The sequence below is a fragment of the Eubacterium pyruvativorans genome (assembly GCF_900102225.1).
GTDB lineage: Bacteria > Bacillota > Clostridia > Peptostreptococcales > Anaerovoracaceae > Aminicella > Aminicella pyruvativorans.
The window spans coordinates 1-22068 of record NZ_FNBF01000004.1; the positions used below are offsets into that span (position 1 = coordinate 1).

The following is a 22068-nucleotide window of genomic DNA, read 5'->3' on the forward strand; positions in this document are numbered from 1 at the left end:
GCCTGATGGGTGCGGTACTGATCGAGCAGAACAGCATCAGGCAGTCCCGAAAATCGATCTTCAGCCAGAAGTACTACCGGAAGATGCAGGAGGCGGGCACGAAGGAGAAGCTCGTCAGAATAGCAGAAGAACAGATCGCGCTTCTGGCGGCATGACTTTTGGCTGGCACATCGTCGCAGTTCTGTCAAGGAAACCTCTTCGAGGTGCATTCTGCATCCTTGACAGACCCGCTCCGGTGCGCCGGCGGTCAGGTAGTGGATGCAGGGCATCCCCTGCATCCAAAGATGCCTAAAGGCAATTTACACACAAATCAGGACTTGACTTACGCAATCTCGACCGCCTTCCCGTTTAACTGAAACCGGAGCAGCGAGGTGCGAAAATGGATTTTTTCGCGGAATCGCACCCGACACCCGACCGGCAGAAACGTTATTTCTCGCCCATAATGTCTGTAATGGTTTTCTCTGTCCCGGTCATGCCAGGAGAGGCGATCCGACCCATGTTCCGCATGGTTTCCTCCGGTGTATTTCCCAGAATCCCGTGGACCGGGTCGACGGCAACTCCCGCCAGGGCCAGATCCGAAGCCCGGAAGGCGGCGTCCACCGCAGCGATGTTCTTCATGACGCATCCCTGGTTTCCGCCGTCACAGATCATGCCGGTGATGCCGGCTGCCATATTCCGGATCGTCCGGTCCATGTCTTCCGAAGAGCCGTCCCGGAGCCGGGCGAGGCCGCAGGCCATGCCGGTGCCGGCGGCAATTCCGCAGCCGCAGAAGGCGGAGAGCCGGCCGGAGTATTCCTTGATGTATGTGCAGATCAGGAAACTGAGAAGGGCAGCCCTGAGCAGCTCATCTTCCGGCACTTTCCGAATCTTTGCGTAGGCGTACAGGGGCAGGGTGGCGATAATGCCGTGGGACCCGGAGCCGGTGATGCTCATGGCCGGAAGGGACAGTCCCAGCACCCGGGCTTCAATGGCACCGGCGGAGAGGAGCTGGGCCGTACGCAGCGGATCCTCTGAAATAACTTCTCCGCCGTTTTTCTGAAGCAGGTATTTCGAGAAGGTGGTGCGGGGGCTGTCCAGTCCCTGACGGAACAGCGCCAGGTTCATGGTGAAAGCCTCCCGAATGGGGGCCAGATTTTCCGAAGATTCCTGATCGGCAAGTTTCAGGAAATCCTGTACGGAATATTGATGGATGAGGTGCGGGGCGGTGTCCGCTGCAGTGTCTACGCCGGGTTCTGCCTTCGGGGCGTCATTTGCAGAAGAATTCTGGCCGGCTTCGATCTCCGGTGCGTCATCCGCAGAAGCTTTCTGGCCGGTGCCGGACTGCGGGGGAGTCTCCCGGGCGGTTTCACCGGCATTTCCTCCGGCATTTCCTCCGGTGCCTCCTCCAGAAGCCTCCAGGTCCAGAATCATTTCGCCGTTCACTTCTTCCTGGGTGATATTCGTGTGGGTGTCCCGGATACGGACCCGGGCCCGCCCCCGGTCTGTCTCCACCTCGGCTTCCACAAATATCCGGCTGGTGACGGCGGTCATTTCCGCTTTGACCCGTTTGCGGGCCACCATCTGTCCTGCTGCGATTTCCGCTTCCGGTGTCACGTCCTGCAGCACTTCCAGTCCTTTCTGGTAATCACCGCAGAGGGCGCCCAGGGCTGCGGCGAACAGGATGCCGGTGTTGCCGGTGCCCGGAATGCCGCAGGTAAAGGCGTTTTTGTACATGCCGCTGTTGAGTCTGACGGTGATGTTGAGGATGTCCCCCGGAATCAGGGCGTGCGCCCGGGCGCAGGCGAAGGCGATGGCCCCGGGCTCTGTGACGCCCAGTGCCGGTTTCATGTCATTCAGAATGATTTTCGTCAGTTCGTGCATAGGGTTCGGTATCTCCTTTCTGTGTTCTGTGGGGGGGAGGGCGGCCGGCTGCTCCGGTTATTTTTTGTCCACCCCCGGTCCTTCTCTCAGTATAACAGATTCCATCTCCGCCGGGATATGGTGTATAATAGATTCAATTTACGAAAGACGGGAAAAGCCCGGGGCAGGTGAACCATGAAGAGAAATGAAAACAGGAAATACGCATATATTAACGGAACGGTTTATACCGGCCGTTTGAATGACGCCGGGCGCATGGAGAAATTGGTGCGGCCGGTGATTCTCACGGAGGAGGGACGGATCACGGCCATCGGAGACCGGCACACGGATCTGTTCGGCCATGAGATTGTGGATCTGGAGGGCCGGTGGATGATGCCCGGTCTGATCAATCTGCATGTGCATCTCCCGGCGTCGGGAAAGCCGAAGGCCAGGCCTGAGGACCCGAAGGAGACGGTGCGGAAGATCCGCCGGATTCCGGGAGGCATGACCATGGCCCGGAGGATCTGTGAGAAAGCGGCGAAGACGGAGCTTTTCAGCGGTGTGACCACGATCCGGACGGTAGGCGGTCTGGATGACCTGGACAGCCGCATCCGGGACCGGATTCAAAGGGGAAAGCTGGCAGGTCCCCGGATTCTGGCGGGCAACATGGCGGTGTCAGTGCCGGGGGGACATATGGCGGGGTCCCTGGCGTATGAAGCGCTTTCCGCCGAAGATGCCCGCCGCTTCACCGGCATGATTGCAGAGTCCGGCGCAGATCTGATCAAGCTGATGATCACCGGCGGCGTTCTGGACGCTGAGAAGGAAGGGGAACCGGGAGTGCTCCGTATGCCGCCGGATTACGTGAGGGCGGCCTGTGAAGAGGCGCACCGGCGGGGCCTTCCGGTGTCGGCCCATGTGGAAAGTCCGGAAGGGGTGAAGACGGCGCTCCGAAACGGGGTGGACACCATCGAGCACGGCGCCATGCCGGATGAGGAGATGATGGCGCTTTTCCGGGAGACAGGCGCATCTTTCGTCACAACGATCTCTCCGGCGGTGCCGTATGCGCTGTTCGACCGTTCGGTCAGCCGTGCCACCCGGACCCAGCAAGTGAACGGCCGGGTGGTGCTGGAGGGCTGCATTGCACTGACCAGAGCCTGTGCGGAGAACGGGATCCGGATGGGCCTGGGCACGGACACCGGCTGTCCGTTTGTGACTCACTACGGAATCTGGCGGGAGCTTGCGCATCTCAGGAAGATCTGCGGGCTGGAACCGGACCGGATTATGCACATGGCAACGCTGGGGAATGCGGAGATCGCAGGAATCGGGGACCTCACGGGGAGTATCGAAACCGGGAAAGCCGCCGACATGGTGATCACCTCCGCCGATCCGCTCCGGGATTTCCGGGCGCTCGGAGATCCGGCGCTGGTGGTGAGCCGGGGGGAACTCTTCGACCATCCGAAGGTGAAACGTTTCAAGGTGGTGGAAGAGGTATTAGACAGGTTCATGGAGCAGGGAAGAGCATGATGACGAATGTGTATTTTTTGAGACACGGGGAAACCGACTATAACCGGAAGCACCGGCTGCAGGGGCAGAGAGATATCTCTCTGAATGAAACCGGAAGAAGGCAGGCCCGGGAGACCGGTGCGAAGTTCCGGGAGAAGGGTATCCGTTTCACCCGGGTGTATTCCAGCCCTCTGGATCGGGCCCGGGAGACGGCATCCCTGGCATCCGGATGGACGAAGGAGCAGGTGGTGACAGATGACCGACTGATCGAGATTGATTTCGGTCCCATCGAAGGGCATGTGTACGAGAAGCTGGCGCCCCGGGCGCGGGCCTATGTGGATGCGCCCTGGGACAATGCGCCGGTGCCCGGCATCGAGTCCTCGGACCATCTGGTGAGGCGGACCGGAGATTTTCTGCGGTGGCTGGCCCGGGACCTGGAAGAGAGCGAAAGTCTGGAAAGCCCGGAAAACGTGCTGATTGTGACCCACGGCATGGCGCTCCATGGCCTGATGGTGGCGCTGCCCGGCGCATCAGAAGAGGAGCGGATCCGCCGGTGGGGGGAGCCGCTGAGTAACTGCAGTGTTTTCCGGTCGGTTTTCTCGGAGGGAGTGTACTCTCCTCCGGAGAGACTGACGAAACGGCTGCCGACCTACCGGCAGGAGGAAACGGAATGAATCTGATCGTGTGTTTGGACGATAACGGGGGCATGATGTTCGGCGGCCGCCGGCAGACCCGGGACCGTCTGGTGAATCGTCATATTCTGGAGATGACGAAGGGACATCTGATCATGACGGAAGGTTCGGCGAAGATGTTCCGGGCGCTGCCAGAGGAACTGGAGAAAGACGGGGTTCCTGCCGTAGATACGGAGGATCTGCGGAGGATGGCGGAGCAGATCCGGGTGGAACCGGATCCGCTGAGCGCAGCCGGCCCCGGTGATTTCGTGTTTGACGAGGATATGCCCCCGGGCCGCTTCGCAGACCGGATCCGCACGCTGGTGATCTGCCGCTGGAACCGGGTCTATCCGGCGGACCTTTGGTTTGATCTGGATCTCCCTGGCCCATGGACCCGCCGGTCCGTTCAGAATATCACCGGATCCTCCCATGATCCGGTCACAATCGAGGTGTATGAATGAAAAACAGAAAATGGAAAGATATCCTTCGTAAGGCTGCCGCCCTGGGAATTGCCCTGACGGCGGCTTTCTCGCTGTCCATCCCGGCGGGGCTGCTGACGGGATGCGGGGTGACGCCGAAGTCCGGCTCTTCTGCGGCTGCCGAAAGCACGTCCGGAAGCGGGGATTCATCCGGGCAGACTGCCGCATCATCCGGGAGCAGCGGGGTCCAGCGTGTCAGTGACAAAAGTATCCCGAAATATCACGGTCGGCCCTATGTGGTTGTGCGGAAGAACGAGCCCCGGTTCAAGCAGTCTCAGATGAGCACGAAATCGTTTGAAAAATACGGGGCGCTGGACCGGCTGGGGCGGTGCACCGCCTGTTTCGTGAATGTGTCCCGGGATACCATGCCCCGGGCGGAACGGGGAGACATCAGCTCCGTCCATCCCACAGGATGGCAGTCCGGCATGAGGTGGGAGCGATGCCATCTGATCGGCTACCAGCTCACCGGAGAGAACGCCAATGAACGGAATCTCATTACCGGCACCCATTATCTGAATATTGAAGGGATGCTGGGATTCGAAAACCAGGTGGCGGATTATGTGAAAGAAACCGGAAACCACGTGTTGTACCGGGTGACGCCGGTATTCCGGGGAGACAATCTGGTGGCTTCCGGTGTGTATATGGAGGCCCGGTCGGTGGAAGACCGGGGGGAAGGGGTTTCCTTCTACGTCTACTGTTTCAATGTGACGCCGGGGGCATCCATTAACTACCGGACCGGCTTGGTGGTGCAGGGCAGCGGAACCGGAGAAACCGGCAGCGAAAACAGGGGGAGCTCGGCGAACGATCGAAATGAGAAAGCCCGGACCTATGTGCTGAATACGAACCGGAAGGTGTTTCACTATCCGTCCTGCGCTTCGGTGAGGCAGATTAAGGCACATAATCGAAAGACGGTGAAATCCAGACGCAGCGCCCTGATCCGGGATGGATACAGGCCCTGCGGAAACTGCGAGCCGTAGGCGGATATTTCCGGGAAACGCCGGCGCCATGATTATTATTGATAATATCAATAATAAAGAAGAATTATCACATGGTATAATCTAATCAGCAAATATTTTTTTCACACAAGGAGGAATATTTATGAAACGGAAGGGAATTATTTTAGCCCTCGTAGTCAGTGTGGTTCTTTGCTTCAGTGGTTTCCAGAGCGTTTTCGCAGCTACCTTTTCGGAAAAGCCGAATGAGAAACAGGTTGAGACTGTGACGTACAATTTCATCAAGGAATGGAAGGATGGCGGATATGAGCTGGTGGATACCGACACGCTGCATTCCTGGGTTGAGAAGAAGGACAAGATGATTATCATCGACACCATGCCGGCAGCAGCTTCCTACAACAAGCAGCATGTTCCGGGTGCCATCAATTCTGAAGCGCCGATGACAGAGGATAAGTACACCGATGCGGCGAAGGCGGATCTGCTGGGCCAGGTCAATAAGCTTCTGCCGTCCAAGAAGGTGACGACACTGAAGAAGGTCAGCAAGGCGGCCTACAGCAAGCTGGCGAAGAAGAACCGCGTTGTGAAGACCGTGAAGGGCAAGAAGGTTTACTACAAGAAGACTGTGAAGACCGTGAAGGACAAGGGATATAAGATTGTCGTTTACTGCGGTCACGTCGGATGTGCCCGTTCCCACGTTGCAGCGAAGTATCTGGTTCAGAAGGGCTTCACCAACGTATACCGTTACGGCGGCGGCATCTCCGCATGGGTTGATGCCGGATATCCGGTTGCGTCCGTACAGGCATAACAGAAACAGGTTCCCGGTTTTCCTTCGGATCCGACAGGATCTGACGGAAATCGACGGGATTTTCTGCAGGAAAATGAGGAGTTGCGTCTGTCAGCTCCTCATTTTCATAGGGAAAGAATTGTTCCCCGTTTGTTCCAATAGAGGACAGACGAACGAATGATAGCGTATTTTTTGTGGAGGTGACACATGCAGCATCACAGGAAATCAGCAGCGCGCCTTCTGACACTGTGCATCACCGCTGTGCTTGCGGCGGGGATGATCGGGCTTACCGGTCCGGAGAGAGCGGAAGCGGCTTCGAAATGGACCGTTTCACCTTCCGGCAGAACGATTACGGTCGGAAGCCACGGGACGTTCCGGTCCAGCCGAAGTGTCCGATGGAAGGCAGCGGGAAAGAAGGGAATCATCAGGATCACGAAGAAATCGTCCCGGGCGGTAACCGTCAGGGGAGAAAAGGCCGGAACTGCTTATCTGAAGGCGGTGTACGGCAGAAAGACGAAGAAAATCCGGGTCCGGGTTGTGGCGAAACAGCTGAAGGCAGTGAGCACCAGAGAGACCATCGGGGTGAAGAACCACTGCACCGTGTATGTGAAATCCCCGGCGGGTGCAGATCAGAATGTTTCCTATTCTTCCAGTGACAGATCTGTTGCGACGGTCAGTGCTTCCGGTCTGGTCACCGGCGTGAGCCCGGGCACGGTGACAATTACGGTGAAATCCGGAAAGAAGGGAATACGGAACGGGAGCGTCCGGATCACGGTGGCGGAGACAGTGAACGGAACCATTACGCTGGAGGCGGGGATGACCGACGAGGCGAAATACCCTGCCGGAAAGACGGCCCGGATGTGGATTCCGATTCCTCAGACGGACCGGGATCAGATCGTGTCTGACGTTCGCTGGGAGGTAAATGAAGACAGCGTGTCGAAGGTGGAACAGACAACGGACTCCGCCGGAAACAGGGGGCTGTATATCGAGTGGAAAGCTGCAGCCCTGCCCCAGGACCGGATGGTGAAAGCATCCTTCCATGTCAGCCGCCAGGCGATCGTCCGGCCGGCCGGTCTGGCTTCCCGGGAGAAGGGAACCGTTGACCGGAAGAAAATGGGCCGTTATCTGAAGGAGACGAAACGGAGCGGAAGCCTGACGGAAGGAATCGTGAAGGAAACGGCAGACGGCATTGTCCGGAAAGCCGGAGCGAAGACGGTGTATCAGAAGGCGTATGCTATTTACGACTGGGTCTGCGAGAATCTCCGGAGAGACAGCAGTACACCGGGAATCGGGTCCGGAGAGGTCGTGTACATTCTGAATCACAGAGATCAGGGGATCGGAAAATGCACCGACGTCAATGCGGTTTTCGTGGCCCTCTGTCGGGCGGAAGGAATTCCGGCCCGGAGCGTCTACGGATTCAAACTGGATGCGATGAAGAAAGGGGACCAGCACGTTCAGAAGTGCAAGCCGCAGTACTACCTGCCGGGATACGGATGGGCAGAAGCGGATGCCAGTGCAGTGCTGAAGGAGATCATCGGAAAGGAAGACGCCTATCGGGGGAAGAATGCTCCGAATGGGGCTGACTGGAAAGCGCTGAAGGATGCGTACTGGGGCCGGGGCCAGGCGCAGTGGATGATGGTTTCCCAGGGGGGAGATATTACCTTGTCCCCGCGGCAGGAAGCAACTTCTGCCGTGGACCGCGCCGAAAACCATCTGGGCATTCTGAATGAGGACGGCACCCTGAATTATTTCATGTACCCGTATGCGGAGTATGATGGTCAGTATCTCTCCTGCTACGGCAATGCGAAGGGCTTCAGCTATACCTATTCTTTTGCAGAGGATGTGGACGACTGCGGATGCTGATGAAGCAGCTGACAGAGTCTGATTGCGTGAAAGACGGCCGGACGAGATTATCGTCCGGCCGTCTTTCCTCCCATGCGGCTTACGATTCCGGTGACGCTGTAGATCAGGAATGCGGCGATGTTCATGACGACGATGTTTGCGCCGGTAGGGGTGGCAAACAGATAGGAGCAGGTGAGCCCCAGCCAGAGGCAGACCACGGAGATCACGGCTGCGTTCAGAGTAACGGTTCGGAACGTCCGGCAGATCCGCATGGCGGACAGGGCGGGGAATACAATCAGGCTGGAGATCAGCAGCGCTCCCATCATCCGCATACCCAGGACGATCACCATGGCTGTGAGCAGGGCGATCAGGGTATTATACACTTCGGATTTTGTTCCCGTGGCCCGGGCGAAGTTCTCGTCGAAGGTGACGGCGAAAATCCGGTGATAAAACAGAATGAACAGGATCAGCACGGCCGCAGAAAGTCCGATGCTCAGATATACGTCGGAGGCGGACATGCTGAGAATACTGCCGAACAGGTAGTTATAGACATCCACATTCATTCCGTCGGTCATGGAAATGATCATGACGCCGATCGCCATGGCACCGGTGGAGATCAGCGCGATCACGGCGTCCCCGTTGATCCTGCCGTTCCGGCTGATGCGCAGCATCAGGAAAGCAGCGATCACTGTTACAGGAATACACACTGCCAGAGGGGCCGCATTCAGGGCTGCGGACAGGGCCAGAGCGCCGAACCCCACATGGGACAGGCCGTCTCCGATCATGGAATAACGCTTCAGCACCAGACTGACTCCCAGAAGGGAGGCGCACAGTGCAATCACCGTGCCGGCCAGAAACGCCCGGATCATGAAGGGGTATTGGAACATCTGGGATAACAGGTTCAGCATGATTCGCTCCTTTCTTCGGCCGCATCTGAATTCTGCGGGGAACGGGATTCGTCCCTGCCCTCCGGCAATGGGAAGTCTGCTCCGGCGGCATCCCAGGCCAGGTGGATAAACTTCCGTCCCACATCGCTCTTCCGGTATTCCTCCGTGGTACCGTAGAAGAGCTGGCGGCGGCTCAGCTGCAGAATATGCCTGGCATACCGGAGGGACTGGCTGATGTCGTGGGAAACCATGATAATCGTGATGCCCATTTCCCGGTTGACCCGTTCAATCAAATCATACAATTCCTGGGTCACCACCGGATCCAGTCCTGCCGCAGGTTCGTCCAGGAGCAGGATTTTTTTTGTGGCACAGAGCGCCCGGGCCAGCAGGACCCGCTGCTGCTGGCCCCCGGACAGATCCCGGTAGCACCGATTCCGAAGCGGATAGATTCCCATCCGTTCCATATTCTCCCGGGCCAGTTTCTTCTCCCGGCTTCCGAAAAACGGACGGTGCCCCATCCGGTTCAGGCAGCCGGACAGCACCACTTCCCGGACCGATGCAGGGAAGTCTCTCTGCACGGTGGTCTGCTGGGGAAGATAGCCGATATCCCGGGGGTCCAGGGAAGGGTTCAGAATGATTTCGCCGCCGGCCGGCCGGATCAGCTGCAGCAGTCCCTTGATCAGGCTGGATTTTCCGGCGCCGTTCTGGCCGACGATGCACAGATAATCACCCTCCTCCACCTGAAAGTTCAGGTTCTCGGCGGCGATGGTCCGGCTGTCGTAGGTCAGCGTCAGATTTTTTACTTCAATCAGATTCATATCAGTCTCCCAGATCGTGGTTCAGCGCATAACGGAGAACCCTCACATTTTTCTTCATCAGTTCCAGGTATGTGACGCCCCGGCGCATCTGCCGGGCAGTCACATTGTGACAACTGGAGAACGTCATCACCCTGGCCCCGGTGGCTTCCGCCACAGAACGGGCGATCCGTCCCTGGGACAGTTCGATGTGGAATACCACTGGAAGGCGGTCCTCCCGCACTTTTTTTGTGAGAAACACCACTGTGGCGGCGCTCGCTTCACTGTTTCCGGAGCACCCGGAGAAGGCGGCATAATACTTCAATCCCAGATCCTCCGCCAGATACCGGAGAGGGAACCGGTCCCCGAACAGCACCGTCTTTCGTTTTCCGTGCCGCACCACATCTCGGAAGCTCTGCTCCAGTTTAGCGAGCTGCTTCACATAGTGCCGGGTGTTCCGGACGTATACACTGCGGTTTTTCGGATCCATCTGCTCCATTTCTTTCGCAATCGCTTCCGTGATTTCCGCCGCCTTCCGGGGGGACGTCCACACGTGCTCGTCGAATTCCGGTGCGTCTTCTTCAATTTTTCCGGCGTGCTCACGGTGCTCGTGATGTTCGTGTTCCGGCTCCATGCCTTCCACAGTTTCCTCTTCCAGGGTGTCCGTGCAGTCGATCAGACGGAGGGTTTTCGGTGCATCCTTTCCCATCCCGTCCAGAATATCCTTCACCCAGGTGTCGTTTTCGCCGCCGGTGTAGATGAAAAGGTCCGCGTGGCGGATCATCCGGATGTCCCGGGGGGTCGGCTCATACAGGTGGGTTTCCTGACCCGGCTTCAGCAGCATCTTGACCTCCGCCTTTCCCCCGGAAATCTGCCGGGCGAAGTCATAGGGCGGGAAAATCGTCGTAACAATCTTCATCCGGTGGTTCTTCGGGGCTTCCGTGGCTTTCTTCCCGGTGCACCCGGAGAGCAGGACCAGTGCCGTCAGGACCAGGAGAAGGACAAAAAGCACCTTTCCGGAGCGTTCGCATTTATTTTTTTGTCCCGTTCCGGTATGGATTCTTCTCATTCTTCCCGTCCTTTCCGGCATTCCCCGCAGATACCGTAGAATACCGTGCGTCCCGTATCCATTGTGAAACCGTGCTCCGCCGCAATATGGTTCCGCAGTGCCTCCACTTCTTCACAGTGGAGGTGAATCAGGCGGCCGCACTTCTCGCATTTGCAGTGGTACTCCCCATGTTCTTCCCGGTTTCCTTCTCCAAGATATTCATAGCAGGCACTGCTGACACCTTCAATGCGGTACTTCTGCACATCACCGGCATCCGCCAGCTTATCCAGCGTGCGGTAAACTGTGGTCAGTCCGATCCGGATTCCCGCCCGGTTCATTTCCTCGTGCAGGCCGGCCGCTGTAACATGACTGCCTTCCCGGCATTTCAGAAAGTCCAGGATTTCTTCCCGCTGTCTGGTCCTGTAGGATGATCTGTTTCCCATTTTCATGCCTCACTTCCAATCTGAAAATGAAATTCATTTTCGAATTATACCACGCAGGTTCCCGTTGTCAAGAGGATCCCGCCGGTTGACATCCTTTTTCTCTCTGGTAGAATGTTAGAAGTCCGCTCCGGCGGATATATATATAGTGTGAAAAGAAACTCTGAGAAACAGGAGGAAGAAATATGTCAGACAGCGAATTCAACGTGTTCATGGAGGATGAATATGCCGACGGTCCGGTGGACCGGGATACTCTGATCAGTGAGATCGTGGAACTCTATCCGGAGGCGGTCCATGTACTGGCAGAGCACGGAATGCACTGCATCGGCTGCGCAGCGTCCAGTATGGAGACCCTTTCCGAGGCGTGCTATGTGCATGGCATGAACCCGGTGAAAGTGCGCAAGGCACTGAACCGTGTTATCATGGGGGGCGAAGACAAGCCGGAAGAGCGGCTCACATTCGCAGGAAAGAAAGAGAAGGCATAACAGAAATGATTCAGGATATCGCACCCAGCGTATTCCGGAATGAATATGACCCGGACGGGAAGGCGGATGCTTCCTCCCGGGTCCTGTTTTTTTCCGGCAGCAATGTACTGATGAAAGGGGAGGGCAGCGCCATGGAACTGCCTTCTCTGGAAGAACTGGATTTCGCCGGGATCACTGCCCCGGACCTCCGTTTCCTGTTCCGGGTGGACGGAAGGGGAATCTTCCTGCTTCCGGACCGGGAGACGGGAATCGATCCGGAGAACCTGCCGCCGGGCTGGCATTTCGAACCAGCGATGTATTACCGGAATGACCGGAGATCCCCGAAATCACAGGCGTACAGCGTTCTCACCGGATACCAGCTTCGGAACTGGTACCGGGACAATCGGTTCTGCGGAACCTGCGGCAGCCGGACCGAACTGTCTTCTGCAGAAAGGGCGGTCCGCTGCCCGTCCTGCGGGAGGGTCATCTATCCCCGGATCGTCCCGGCGGTGATCGTGGCAGTGGTGGACGGGGACCGGATTCTGCTGACGAAATATGCCAACCGGCCGTTCAAGAACTATGCGCTGATCGCCGGGTTCACGGAAATCGGAGAGACCCTGGAGGAGACCGTGGCCAGAGAGGTGATGGAAGAAGCAGGCCTCCGGGTGAAAAACATCCGGTATTATAAATCCCAGCCCTGGGGCATTGTGGACGATCTGCTGGCGGGCTTCATCTGTGAAGTGGACGGAAGCCGGGAAATCCACATGGACCGTCAGGAACTGAAAGAGGCGGAATGGGTGAAGCGGGAGGACATCCCCGGGGAAGACGATGATTTCAGCCTGACCAGTGAGATGATGCACCGCTTTAAGGCTGGAAAACTGTAATTAATTGTACAAGTGATTTTCTCATGATAATGCGCTAAAGCAACAAAAAAGCCGAATAATCTTTGTTACCCGGGAAAATTCCGGAAACAGTTTATGACAATTTTCGGCGGAATCTGCAGTTTCCGCTCCGGCGGCCTTGTTTCTTCTGCCCCATTCAGTATAATACACTGAAGAAAGGGGATGCACCAATGAAAGCCAGAATGAATCTCGATCATTACATTACGAAACGGGGCGTGGAGCTGGAGAACATGAGCGTGGACAAGCTGAAGTGTTTTCTGGGACTGTGCCGGAAAGGACGTATTGTCATCGACCGAACACACCAGAACCCGGATTCCAAGGAACTGCGCGCCTTCTCGGATCCGCTCTTCCGGCTGAAGGATCTGGAAGAGGGGTGGATGCGGCTGAACCCGCTGAACAGCGGCCGGCCGGATACGGAGCAGGTGACGGACATCATTCACGACCTGCAGGAATACATGGACGGAGAGTGCACCCTGTTCTTCCAGGGAGAGATCGAGTAGACCCGGAAAGCAGAATCATCGGAAATCATCGGATTGCAGTACGCAGGAAAGGCGGTGCCTTTCCTGTTTTTTATATTCGTTTTCCGCTCCATGCGAGATGAAAAAAAGCCCGCTGTCCGGACCGGGGAAAACCCGTCGCCGTACAGCGGGAAATATTTTCGTTCAGCATCTGAACATACTGCCGTATGTCTGGTGCTGCAGCTGAATTAGCTCAGCGCCGCAGTGATCAGCGCCATCTTGTAGACCTCGTCCGCATTGCAGCCCCGGCTCAGGTCGTTGATCGGCGCATTCAGACCCTGCAGAATCGGGCCGTATGCTGCGAAACCGCCCAGTCTCTGTGCGATCTTGTAGCCGATGTTGCCGGCTTCGATGCATGGGAAGATGAAGGTGTTCGCCTGACCGGCAACCTTGGAGCCTTTGCACTTCGTCTCCGCAACCACCGGGGAAACCGCAGCGTCGAACTGGAGCTCACCGTCGATGGCCAGTTCCGGATCCATCTTCTGGGCCTCGATGACTGCATCGTGGGACAGCTGAACCGTGCCGCCCTTGCCGGAACCCTTGGTGGAGAAGGAGAGAACCGCAACCTTCGGATCAATGCCGAATACGGCAGCAGTCTTCGCAGATTCCACGGCAACTTCCGCCAGCTTCTGGGCAGCGGTGAACTTCACTTCGCCGGTCTTTCTGTCCACGGTATCCTGATAATCGATGTTAATCGCGCAGTCACCGAAGCAGAGCTTCTCGTCCTCCCGGACCAGAATGAAGACGGAGCTGACCAGATGAGCGCCCGGCTTCGTCTTGATCAGCTGGAGACCCGGACGGACCGTATCCGCCGTAGAGTAGGTGGCGCCGCCCAGCAGGCAGTCTGCCTTGCCCATCTTCACCAGCATGGTTCCGAAATAGTTGCCGTGGGACAGCGCTTCACGAACCTGTTCTTCGGTCATCTTGCCCTTGCGCAGTTCCATCATCTGCTGCACCATCGCATCCATGTCGGCGTAGTTCGCCGGATCGATGATTTCGCAGCCGGTCAGATCATAGCCGCCCTTCTTGGCGCCTTCTGCAAACTCCGCTTCTGTGCCGATCAGGATGACCTGCAGGAAACCACCCTTCTGCAGCTTCTCCGCCGCTTCCATGATCCGCGGATCCGGGCCGTCCGGCAGAACGATCGTCTTCGGGCTCGCCTTCAGCTGCTCTTCCAGTTTTTCAAACATTCCCATTGGTATTACCTCCATATATTGTTCGTTCATACTTTACTGAATACAAACAGTAATATATTAGCACAAAACATTACCGGCGTGCGGCCGCCGGTCCTTAAGATTTCTTAAGAGATGCCGGATGCGCCGGGAACTGCGTATTCCCGCTCTTTCTTCAGGCTGTATACCGGGATTTTCCGGTACGCCCGGCCATAGCTGAACGTTGCACTGAACGCCGCCGGAAGAGGCCTCTCCCCCCGGAGAAAAGCAAAATATTCTTCGATCAGCCCCACGGCAGGGTCCAGGGACCGGTTCATGTATTTCAGAAGCCGGAGACTGCTGTCGGCGCAGTCCGGATTCGGGGCCGGGCGCATAACCCTTCCGTTCAGCTGGGGATACATGCGGATGATCTCCATGCCGGCGTACAGCAGCCCCCGTTTCACCGGTGTGCGGGCGTAGATCACGTCATGCCAGAATTTCATGTCCCGGAGACACTTCTGAATATCCCGGGAAGAGAATTCCGGAAGAAACGCCCGAATTGTTTCTGCGTTTTCTTCGCTGGGTATAATCTGATCCGTCAGCCTGGTTCGGACCGGGTCCCCGCCGGAGAGGCGGATCAGGAACCGTTCGAAATCTCCCTCGATGACCCCGTGGGGGATGCCGTCCACCTCGATTTTCCTCTGCACATAGGGATGGCAGGCGCTGTCCAGGACAAAATGACAGACGAAGCCGGCCAGATAAGCCAGCCGCCTTCTGCTTTCGCTCTCATCCACCGGGGCCCGCTTCCCGCGTTCTGCGGCGGAAGCCGGCCCGAAGAACAGAAAGGCCGGGTGGTGATGGAGATAGTGGCCGAATCGGTTCACCCGGTTACTGTGGATCGCATTATAATAGAAAAGAATATCCGGTCCATGGACGCCGATATCGAAAAGTTCCCGGTTCTCCCGGATGATCGAAGCAATTTCTTCCGGGCAGCGGTCCAGCACCAGCTGGCCGTGAAGATGGTGAGCGAATGTGGAAGGCATGATTTCCTCCTTCTGGCAGGCCGGGGACGGAAGGGGAAGATGGCACCTTACGCCCCCGGCCCGGTTGTTTTCCGGTTTTCTGTAACGGAACTCTATTATATACTATCAGGGACGGTAGTCGTCATATTATTTTCACAGGAGGACAGAAGCATGTATATAGAATGGAATAACCTGCCGCTCCGGCGGCATGGCAGCGAGCCGGTGCTCAGAGAAAACCGGTATCCGAACGGGGAGGACGGTGAACTTTGTCTTCTGACGTTTCCCAAACTGGAGAAAACCGGTATCCTCCGGCATTGTTTCACCACCCGGGACGGCGGCGCCAGCGAGGGAATGTATACATCGCTGAATTTCCGGGATCACGAGGGAGAGAATCGGGACCATCTTCTGGAGAATTTCCGGCGGGTGGCCCGGGTTTTCGGAACCACCGAGGACCGTTATGTCTGCACCATCCAGACGCACACGAAGAACGTGCGGGTGGTCACAGAGGAGGATGCGGGGAAGGGAACCACGAAGCCCCGGGATTACGAAGACGTGGACGGGCTGGTCACGGATGTGCCGGGACTGATTCTGGCGGCGTTCACTTCTGACTGTGTGCCGGTCTATTTCGCCGATCCCCGGCACCGGGCCGTCGGCATCGCCCACTCCGGCTGGCGGGGAACGGTTCAGCGGATCAGCCGGGAGGTAATCCGCCGGATGGAGGTGCAGTACGGCACGGATCCGTCGGATCTGGTATGCGCCGTGGGACCTTCGATCTGTCAGGATTGTTACGAGATTTCCGATGATGTGGCGGAGCATTTTCTGGCTGCGTTTCCGGGTCACGAAGAGGAAATTCTGATCAACAAGCACAACGGTCACTGGCAGCTGGATCTGTGGGGAGCCAACCGGATCATTCTGGAGGAGGCAGGCGTGCCGGCAGATCAGATCAGCGTCACGGACATCTGTACCTGCTGTAATGCGGGGCGGCTGTTCTCCCACCGGGCGACCGGAGGCATGCGGGGAAATAACATGGCGGCCATCATGCTGAATCCGGCGGAGGAAGAAAGATAGTAAGGCGGAAAACCGCAGCGACGGCAAGGGTGACAGGAATAGTAAGACAATAAGGAGAAACAAGAGAAAACGAATGAGATACAGAGAAGCGGAGAATTTCGAAGAAGGATATTACGATTATCTGGACCGGGATGAGGCGTTCCTGCTGGACGTGCGCAGTGAAGAGGAGTACGAAGCCGGCCACCTGCGAAATGCAGTGAATATTCCGGTGGGAAAGCTGGGGAGACGCACAGGAGATCTTCCGGCATCAAAGGATGTGCCGGTGTATTCCTACTGCGCTTCCGGCGGCCGGAGCCGGGCAGCCTGCAGATATTTGAATAAACTGGGGTACCGGGATGTAACGAATCTGGGCGGCCTGATTCAGTTCGACCCGGATCTGGCCCGGCTGGTGAAGTCCGACGGGTCGCCGGGGACCATGTAAGGGCCCGGCCCGGTGGCCGGAACACCGGGAACCACGTGACGGCCCGGAATGGACCTTAAGGAAATTTCAGAGTTGAGACGGGTGATTTTTTTCGAAGCGTTTTGCATTTCCCGGGACCTGGTGATATAGTAGTAGCCGAATGTTTTTAATTGTACTGTGTATACACAGTGCGTTGTGATGGTTCGGGGGTCCCCGTGCCGAAGAAACGAAACCGAGGTGTTTTTTCGTGAAAAAAGGCTATTTCTACATCGCCGTTACCACGATTTTCTTCAGTCTGATGGAAATTATGCTGAAGAGTATGGGAAATGCGTTCAATCCGGTGCAGGTGACGTTCACCCGATTCCTGATCGGCGGCCTGGTGCTGCTGCCGCTGGCGGTGCGGCATCTTCGGAAGAAGAATCTGCACTTCACAGGGGGGGACATCCGCCGGTTCGCCCTGCTGGGGCTGATCGGCGTGGCAGTTTCCATGACCTTCTACCAGCTGGCGGTGGTGTACACCCAGGCTTCGGTGGTGGCGGTGCTGTTCTCCAGTAATTCCATTTTCGTCATGGTATTCGCCTTCCTGCTTCTGGGGGAGCCGATTTACCGGCGGAATCTGGTGTCGCTGGGTCTGGATATTGTGGGTATCCTGTTCGTCATCAACGTGCTGCAGATGAAGCTCAGCTTAGCCGGCGTGATCTTCACAATGCTGGCCACTGTCACCTTCGCCCTGTACGGGGTAGGGGGGAAGAAGCCGACGGAAAAGTTCGGCGGACTGGTGAACACCTGTATGTCCTTCCTGCTGGGCAGTCTGGAGATGATTCTCCTGGCCCTGCTGACGTATATTCCGGGGGTGGCCGCTGCCATGAATCATGCCGGACTCACCATGTTCAGCAGGATTCCGCTGTTTTCCGGCTATTCGCTGTCCGTCCTGCCGGCGTTCCTGTTCGTCTGTGTCGGCGTGACCGGCATCGGATACGCCTGCTATTTCCAGGCCATGGAGACGGTTTCAGTGAACACCGTTTCTCTGGTGTTTTTCTTCAAGCCGGTGCTGGCGCCGATTCTGGCCCTGCTGGTTCTGGGGGATCCGATGCCGGTCACGAAGATCGTCGGCATCTGCTTCATTCTGGCCGGTTCGCTGGCGAACATCCTGCCGCCGATGCTGGCGGCCCGGCAGAAGGCGGAGCCTCTGGCAGCTTCCCTGGATGAAGAGGCTGCAGGGGTGGAGCGGATTCTGACCGAGGAAGCGGATGCTGCAGAGCGTGTACTGAAAGAAGTGAATGAATAATCCCGGGAGGAAATGGCGGGGACTGCTGCAACGAAACGAGCGTTTCGTTGCAGCAGCTTTTTTTTATTTGGCCGGGCAGGCTGGTCGAGGTTGGATGACCGGCTACAGGATAGGCAGGCTGAGCTGGCAGGCTGGTCGGAGGTAGATTGTATACAAATCGTGATTCGGATTCTGATGTATGACGGTGTGTGGCAAGATCGTATACGAATCATATCTAAGAAATGCCGGTGGGTGCGGAAATGCCCTTTTCCTCGATTTCGCACCAAAATCTCGGTTATGAGAGTGCGAAAATCAAAGTAAATCTTGATAAAAATATTTCCGGTCCCCACGAAGGTGCGGACTGAGGCAGAATGCTTGTTTTCGCACCTTCTGGGAGTGAAATGATATTCCGGACTATGAATAGATATCCGAGTCAACCGAAAAAATTGCCACCGCATTTTCGTTGAGCGGGTGCTGCTTTCAATTGGGTGAATATTACTAAATTGTTTTGTAAATATATTCAAGCACGGAAAATGAACGCTGATTATTCAATCCGGGCCTGAATCGTGCAGGTGCGAAAAAGAATTTTTTTTGATTTCCGCACCGCTGGAATTCAGGTTGCCTCTTCCGGTGGCCGCAAACGGAGTAAGATGGTGCGGAATAATGAAAAATTGGATTTTCGCACCCGGCTGGCCGATGCCCGGCCGCCTTTTTCGGTCTACTTGACCGCCCTCCGCCTTGTTTTTTTGTCAAATATGAAAAAAGTCTGGTTGACATATACCCATAGGGGGTATATGGTTTACACACGGGAGATACCCAGTGGGGGTATACGCCCGAAACTGCCGGATGTGTCCGGAAGGATGATGGAGTCGGAGGTGCGGAAATGGTGACAGATGGGATGCAGGATAGAGAGAATGGTGCAGCAATGTCGGAATGCAGCTGCGGCTGCGGTGTCCACGAGAAGAAGGAGCGGGATGCGGCAGAGAAGAAGAGTCTGATCACACGGCTGAAACGAATCGAAGGGCAGATCCGCGGTCTGGAGCGAATGATCGACGAAGATGCGTACTGTCCGGATATTCTGACGCAGAGCATGGCGGCTGCGGCTGCTTTGAACAGTTTCAACCGGGAAGTTCTGAGCACCCATATTAAGACTTGTGTCATGAATGATGTGAGAAACGGCAATGACGCATCGGTGGAAGAGCTGGTGAAACTGCTGCAGAAGATGATGCGGTAAGCGCCGGAACAGGAGGCAAGGATTGGATAAGTATACAGTAACAGGAATGAGCTGTGCGGCCTGTCAGGCCCGGGTGGAGAAGGCAGTGAACGGCGTGCCGGGGGTCCGGGAGTGTTCGGTCAGTCTGCTGACGAACTCCATGGGGGTGGAAGGCACAGCGGCCCCCGAGGCGGTGATGAAGGCCGTCCGGGATGCGGGCTATGATGCGGCGCCCATGGACCGGGAAGGACCGCGGGAAGAAAGCAGCGCAATGGATTTCAGCCGGGAAGAGGAGGCTCTCCGGGATCACGAGACGCCGGTGCTGAAGCGCCGCCTCCTGAGTTCGGTGGGATTTCTGCTGGTTCTCATGTATTTTTCCATGGGGCACAGCATGTGGGGCTGGCCGCTGCCGGCATTCTTCGAGGGGAATCCGATGGGGATCGCTCTGATGGAGATGATCCTGGCAGCCATCGTGATGATGATCAACAAGAAGTTTTTTGTCAGCGGCTTCTCCAGTCTGATGCATCGGGCGCCGAACATGGACACGCTGGTGGCCATGGGGTCCGGGGTATCGTTTGCATGGAGCACGGTGGTTCTGTTCCAGATGACCCGGGATCAGATGGCGGGACACGGAAGTGCCCTCATGGCCGATGCTCATAATCTGTATTTCGAGTCAGCAGCCATGATTGTGACACTGATCACTGTGGGAAAGATGCTGGAAGCTATGTCCAAGGGCCGGACCACAGATGCTCTGAAGGGGCTCATGAAGCTGGCGCCGAAAACAGCGGTGCTGCTGGTGGACGGCGAAGAACAGGAAATTCCTGTGGACCAGGTGAAAACAGGAGATATTTTCGTCGTCCGGCCGGGGGAGAATATTCCGGTGGACGGCTTCATTCTGGAAGGCAGCACCGCTGTGGACGAGAGTGCGCTGACCGGAGAATCCATCCCGGTGGACAAGGGAGAGGGGGACACGGTTTCTGCCGCCACCCTGAACCAGTCAGGTTATATCCGGGCCCGGGCGACCCGGGTGGGACGGGATACCACCCTGTCCCAGATCATTCAGATGGTCAGTGATGCGGCGGCCACCAAGGCGCCGATCGCCAAGATCGCAGACCGGGTTTCCGGTGTCTTCGTTCCGGCGGTTCTGCTGGCGGCCCTGGCTGTGACGATCATCTGGATTCTCCTGGGCCGAAGCGCCGGGTACGCCCTGGCCAGAGGCATCAGTGTGCTGGTGATCAGCTGTCCGTGTGCACTGGGTCTGGCGACGCCGGTGGCTGTCATGGTGGGAAACGGCCTGGGGGCGAAGAACGGAATTTTGTTCAAGACCTCCGCTTCCCTGGAAGAAACCGGCCGGATCCGGGCGGTGGCCCTGGACAAAACCGGAACCATCACGGCCGGAAAACCGGTTGTGACGAATATTATTCCGGCACCGGGGTATACAGAAGAAGAGCTGCTCACTCTGGCCTGCTCGCTGGAGATACAGAGTGAGCACCCGCTGGCCGGGGCGGTGGTGAACCGGGCCCGGGAGCAGGGCACAGAAACCTTCGCCGTGGAAGACTTCCGGGCAGTGGCCGGAAACGGTCTGACTGCGCTCCGGCGGACTTCGTCGGCGGAGGAAGGCGGCAGCGTTTTGCAGCTGGCCGGGGGCAACCGGAATTTCATCCGCCGGACGGCAGATGTGCCGGAGGATCTGGCGGCGCAGGCTGATCATCTGGCGGAAGAAGGCAAGACCTGCCTGTACTTTGCGGAGGATGGGAAATTGGCCGGCATCATCGCCGTTGCGGACACAATGAAGGAAGACAGTCCGGAGGCGATCCACCAGATGCGGAATATGGGCATTCATGTGGTGATGCTCACCGGAGATAATGAGAAGACTGCCCGGGCCATCGGCCGGCAGGCGGGGGTAGACGAAGTCATCGCCGGGGTTCTGCCGGACGGCAAGGAGAGTGTGATCCGGAAACTGCAGAAGCGGGGACGGGTCGCCATGGTGGGAGACGGCATCAACGATGCGCCGGCACTGACCCGGGCCGATATCGGCATTGCCATCGGCGCCGGCGCCGATGTGGCGGTGGACGCCGCCGACGTGGTGCTCATGAACAGCCGGCTGACCGATGTGGCCTGTGCGATCCGGCTGAGCCGGGCGACGGTCCGGAACATTCACGAGAACCTCTTCTGGGCATTCTTCTATAATGTTCTGCTGATCCCGCTGGCGGCAGGTGCCTACGTGCAGCTTCTGGACTGGAGCATGAATCCGATGTGGGGAGCGGCGGCCATGAGCCTTTCCAGCTTCTTCGTCTGCATGAATGCGCTGCGGCTGAATCTGTTCGATCTGCATAGTGCGGCGAAAGATAAAAAAATCAACACCAAAGAAAAGAATCCGAAGGAGGAAACGGAAATGGAAAAGACAATGAATATCGAAGGGATGATGTGCGGTCACTGTGAGGCAACGGTGAAGAAGGCGCTGGAGAGTCTGGACGGCGTGACAGAAGCGGCAGTCAGCCATGAGCAGGGCACTGCGGTGGTCACTATGGATCACGAAGTGGCGGACGATGTGCTGAAGAAAGCGGTGGAGGACAAAGACTACGTGGTGAAGTCGATCCGGTAACCGGAAAGGTGAGGTGAGATTATGAATGTAGCAGGAGGCATCATCCTGGCGGTCATCGGCGTATTATTCGTGCTGGCGGTGCGGGGTGCCCGGAAAGGAAAAGGATCCTGCGGCTGCAGCGGCTGCAGCGGCGGAAACTGCAGTACCTGCAGTGCGCTGAAGGCGCTTTCGGAGGAGCATCATCAGAAAGAGAAGATGTGAAGAAGAGGAGATGTGAGGCA

22 protein-coding genes are annotated in these 22068 nt (G+C 57.2%); 15 read left to right on the forward strand and 7 right to left on the reverse strand.

Annotated elements, in window-relative coordinates:
• Positions 1 to 426 precede the first annotated feature (426 nt).
• Entirely contained in the window at positions 427 to 1860 is a 1434-nt protein-coding gene (locus tag BLQ24_RS02290; RefSeq protein ID WP_090162253.1) for an L-cysteine desulfidase family protein, read from the reverse strand.
• A gap of 174 nt (positions 1861 to 2034) precedes the next feature.
• Between BLQ24_RS02290 and BLQ24_RS02295 the strand changes: the two genes are divergently transcribed.
• From BLQ24_RS02295 to BLQ24_RS02320, 6 genes are all read left to right on the forward strand, one after another.
• Positions 2035 to 3360 carry a metal-dependent hydrolase family protein gene (locus BLQ24_RS02295; protein WP_090162255.1) on the forward strand — a complete coding sequence of 442 codons (1326 nt, stop codon included), beginning with the start codon at positions 2035 to 2037 and terminating at the stop codon, positions 3358 to 3360.
• Entirely contained in the window at positions 3357 to 4013 is a 657-nt protein-coding gene (locus BLQ24_RS02300) for a histidine phosphatase family protein (protein WP_090162257.1), read from the forward strand. Before BLQ24_RS02295 ends, BLQ24_RS02300 begins: the two co-directional genes overlap by 4 nt.
• Positions 4010 to 4471, forward strand: coding sequence for a hypothetical protein (locus tag BLQ24_RS02305; protein ID WP_090162259.1), 462 nt, complete (start codon positions 4010 to 4012; stop codon positions 4469 to 4471). Before BLQ24_RS02300 ends, BLQ24_RS02305 begins: the two co-directional genes overlap by 4 nt.
• Entirely contained in the window at positions 4468 to 5466 is a 999-nt protein-coding gene (locus BLQ24_RS02310; RefSeq protein WP_090162260.1) for a DNA/RNA non-specific endonuclease, read from the forward strand. Before BLQ24_RS02305 ends, BLQ24_RS02310 begins: the two co-directional genes overlap by 4 nt.
• A gap of 121 nt (positions 5467 to 5587) precedes the next feature.
• Positions 5588 to 6247 (forward strand): rhodanese-like domain-containing protein, encoded by a 660-nt coding sequence (locus BLQ24_RS02315; RefSeq protein ID WP_207644936.1) that lies wholly within the window; start codon positions 5588 to 5590, stop codon positions 6245 to 6247.
• 186 nt (positions 6248 to 6433) lie between these two features.
• Positions 6434 to 8089 carry a transglutaminase domain-containing protein gene (locus BLQ24_RS02320; RefSeq protein ID WP_090162262.1) on the forward strand — a complete coding sequence of 552 codons (1656 nt, stop codon included), beginning with the start codon at positions 6434 to 6436 and terminating at the stop codon, positions 8087 to 8089.
• A 47-nt stretch (positions 8090 to 8136) separates the two neighbouring features.
• Here BLQ24_RS02320 and BLQ24_RS02325 read toward each other — a convergent pair whose 3' ends face one another.
• Genes BLQ24_RS02325 through BLQ24_RS02340 form a run of 4 tightly spaced genes read right to left on the reverse strand, consistent with a single transcriptional unit; the run spans position 8137 to position 11240 of the window.
• Positions 8137 to 8976: a metal ABC transporter permease gene (locus tag BLQ24_RS02325; RefSeq protein WP_090162264.1), complete on the reverse strand. Its 840-nt coding sequence runs from the start codon at positions 8974 to 8976 to the stop codon at positions 8137 to 8139.
• The gene (locus BLQ24_RS02330) at positions 8970 to 9773 is read right to left on the reverse strand and encodes a metal ABC transporter ATP-binding protein (protein ID WP_090162266.1); all 804 of its coding nucleotides are present in this window, start codon (positions 9771 to 9773) and stop codon (positions 8970 to 8972) included. The genes BLQ24_RS02325 and BLQ24_RS02330 overlap by 7 nt, the downstream gene beginning before the upstream one ends.
• 1 nt (position 9774) lies before the next feature.
• Positions 9775 to 10818 carry a metal ABC transporter substrate-binding protein gene (locus tag BLQ24_RS02335; protein ID WP_090162267.1) on the reverse strand — a complete coding sequence of 348 codons (1044 nt, stop codon included), beginning with the start codon at positions 10816 to 10818 and terminating at the stop codon, positions 9775 to 9777.
• Positions 10815 to 11240 carry a Fur family transcriptional regulator gene (locus tag BLQ24_RS02340; protein ID WP_090162438.1) on the reverse strand — a complete coding sequence of 142 codons (426 nt, stop codon included), beginning with the start codon at positions 11238 to 11240 and terminating at the stop codon, positions 10815 to 10817. The genes BLQ24_RS02335 and BLQ24_RS02340 overlap by 4 nt, the downstream gene beginning before the upstream one ends.
• Before the next feature lie 182 nt (positions 11241 to 11422).
• On the opposite strand from BLQ24_RS02340, the gene BLQ24_RS02345 reads away from it, so the two are divergent.
• The 3 genes from BLQ24_RS02345 to BLQ24_RS02355 all read left to right on the forward strand — a co-directional run bounded on the left by BLQ24_RS02345 (position 11423) and on the right by BLQ24_RS02355 (position 13103).
• Positions 11423 to 11722, forward strand: a complete 300-nt coding sequence (locus BLQ24_RS02345; protein ID WP_090162269.1) for a DUF1858 domain-containing protein — start codon at positions 11423 to 11425, stop codon at positions 11720 to 11722.
• Between the two features lie 5 nt (positions 11723 to 11727).
• Positions 11728 to 12585 carry an NAD(+) diphosphatase gene (gene nudC, locus BLQ24_RS02350; RefSeq protein WP_090162270.1) on the forward strand — a complete coding sequence of 286 codons (858 nt, stop codon included), beginning with the start codon at positions 11728 to 11730 and terminating at the stop codon, positions 12583 to 12585.
• 188 nt (positions 12586 to 12773) lie between these two features.
• The gene (locus BLQ24_RS02355) at positions 12774 to 13103 is read left to right on the forward strand and encodes a hypothetical protein (RefSeq protein ID WP_090162272.1); all 330 of its coding nucleotides are present in this window, start codon (positions 12774 to 12776) and stop codon (positions 13101 to 13103) included.
• A gap of 206 nt (positions 13104 to 13309) precedes the next feature.
• On the opposite strand, the gene pta is transcribed toward BLQ24_RS02355, so the two are convergent.
• The gene (pta, locus tag BLQ24_RS02360; RefSeq protein ID WP_090162274.1) at positions 13310 to 14317 is read right to left on the reverse strand and encodes a phosphate acetyltransferase; all 1008 of its coding nucleotides are present in this window, start codon (positions 14315 to 14317) and stop codon (positions 13310 to 13312) included.
• Between the two features lie 104 nt (positions 14318 to 14421).
• The gene (locus tag BLQ24_RS02365; protein ID WP_090162276.1) at positions 14422 to 15315 is read right to left on the reverse strand and encodes a zinc dependent phospholipase C family protein; all 894 of its coding nucleotides are present in this window, start codon (positions 15313 to 15315) and stop codon (positions 14422 to 14424) included.
• A gap of 150 nt (positions 15316 to 15465) precedes the next feature.
• Between BLQ24_RS02365 and pgeF the strand changes: the two genes are divergently transcribed.
• The 6 genes from pgeF to BLQ24_RS02400 all read left to right on the forward strand — a co-directional run bounded on the left by pgeF (position 15466) and on the right by BLQ24_RS02400 (position 22048).
• The gene (gene pgeF, locus BLQ24_RS02370) at positions 15466 to 16362 is read left to right on the forward strand and encodes a peptidoglycan editing factor PgeF (RefSeq protein ID WP_090162278.1); all 897 of its coding nucleotides are present in this window, start codon (positions 15466 to 15468) and stop codon (positions 16360 to 16362) included.
• 73 nt (positions 16363 to 16435) lie between these two features.
• Positions 16436 to 16783, forward strand: a complete 348-nt coding sequence (locus tag BLQ24_RS02375; protein WP_090162280.1) for a rhodanese-like domain-containing protein — start codon at positions 16436 to 16438, stop codon at positions 16781 to 16783.
• Between the two features lie 226 nt (positions 16784 to 17009).
• The gene (locus BLQ24_RS02380) at positions 17010 to 18050 is read left to right on the forward strand and encodes a DMT family transporter (RefSeq protein WP_090162283.1); all 1041 of its coding nucleotides are present in this window, start codon (positions 17010 to 17012) and stop codon (positions 18048 to 18050) included.
• An 862-nt stretch (positions 18051 to 18912) separates the two neighbouring features.
• Complete coding sequence (locus BLQ24_RS02390) at positions 18913 to 19263, forward strand: metal-sensing transcriptional repressor (protein ID WP_143004224.1); 351 nt, start codon at positions 18913 to 18915, stop codon at positions 19261 to 19263.
• Between the two features lie 22 nt (positions 19264 to 19285).
• Positions 19286 to 21847 carry a heavy metal translocating P-type ATPase gene (locus BLQ24_RS02395; RefSeq protein ID WP_090162286.1) on the forward strand — a complete coding sequence of 854 codons (2562 nt, stop codon included), beginning with the start codon at positions 19286 to 19288 and terminating at the stop codon, positions 21845 to 21847.
• Between the two features lie 21 nt (positions 21848 to 21868).
• Complete coding sequence (locus tag BLQ24_RS02400) at positions 21869 to 22048, forward strand: hypothetical protein (protein ID WP_090162288.1); 180 nt, start codon at positions 21869 to 21871, stop codon at positions 22046 to 22048.
• The last annotated feature ends 20 nt before the right edge of the window (positions 22049 to 22068 follow it).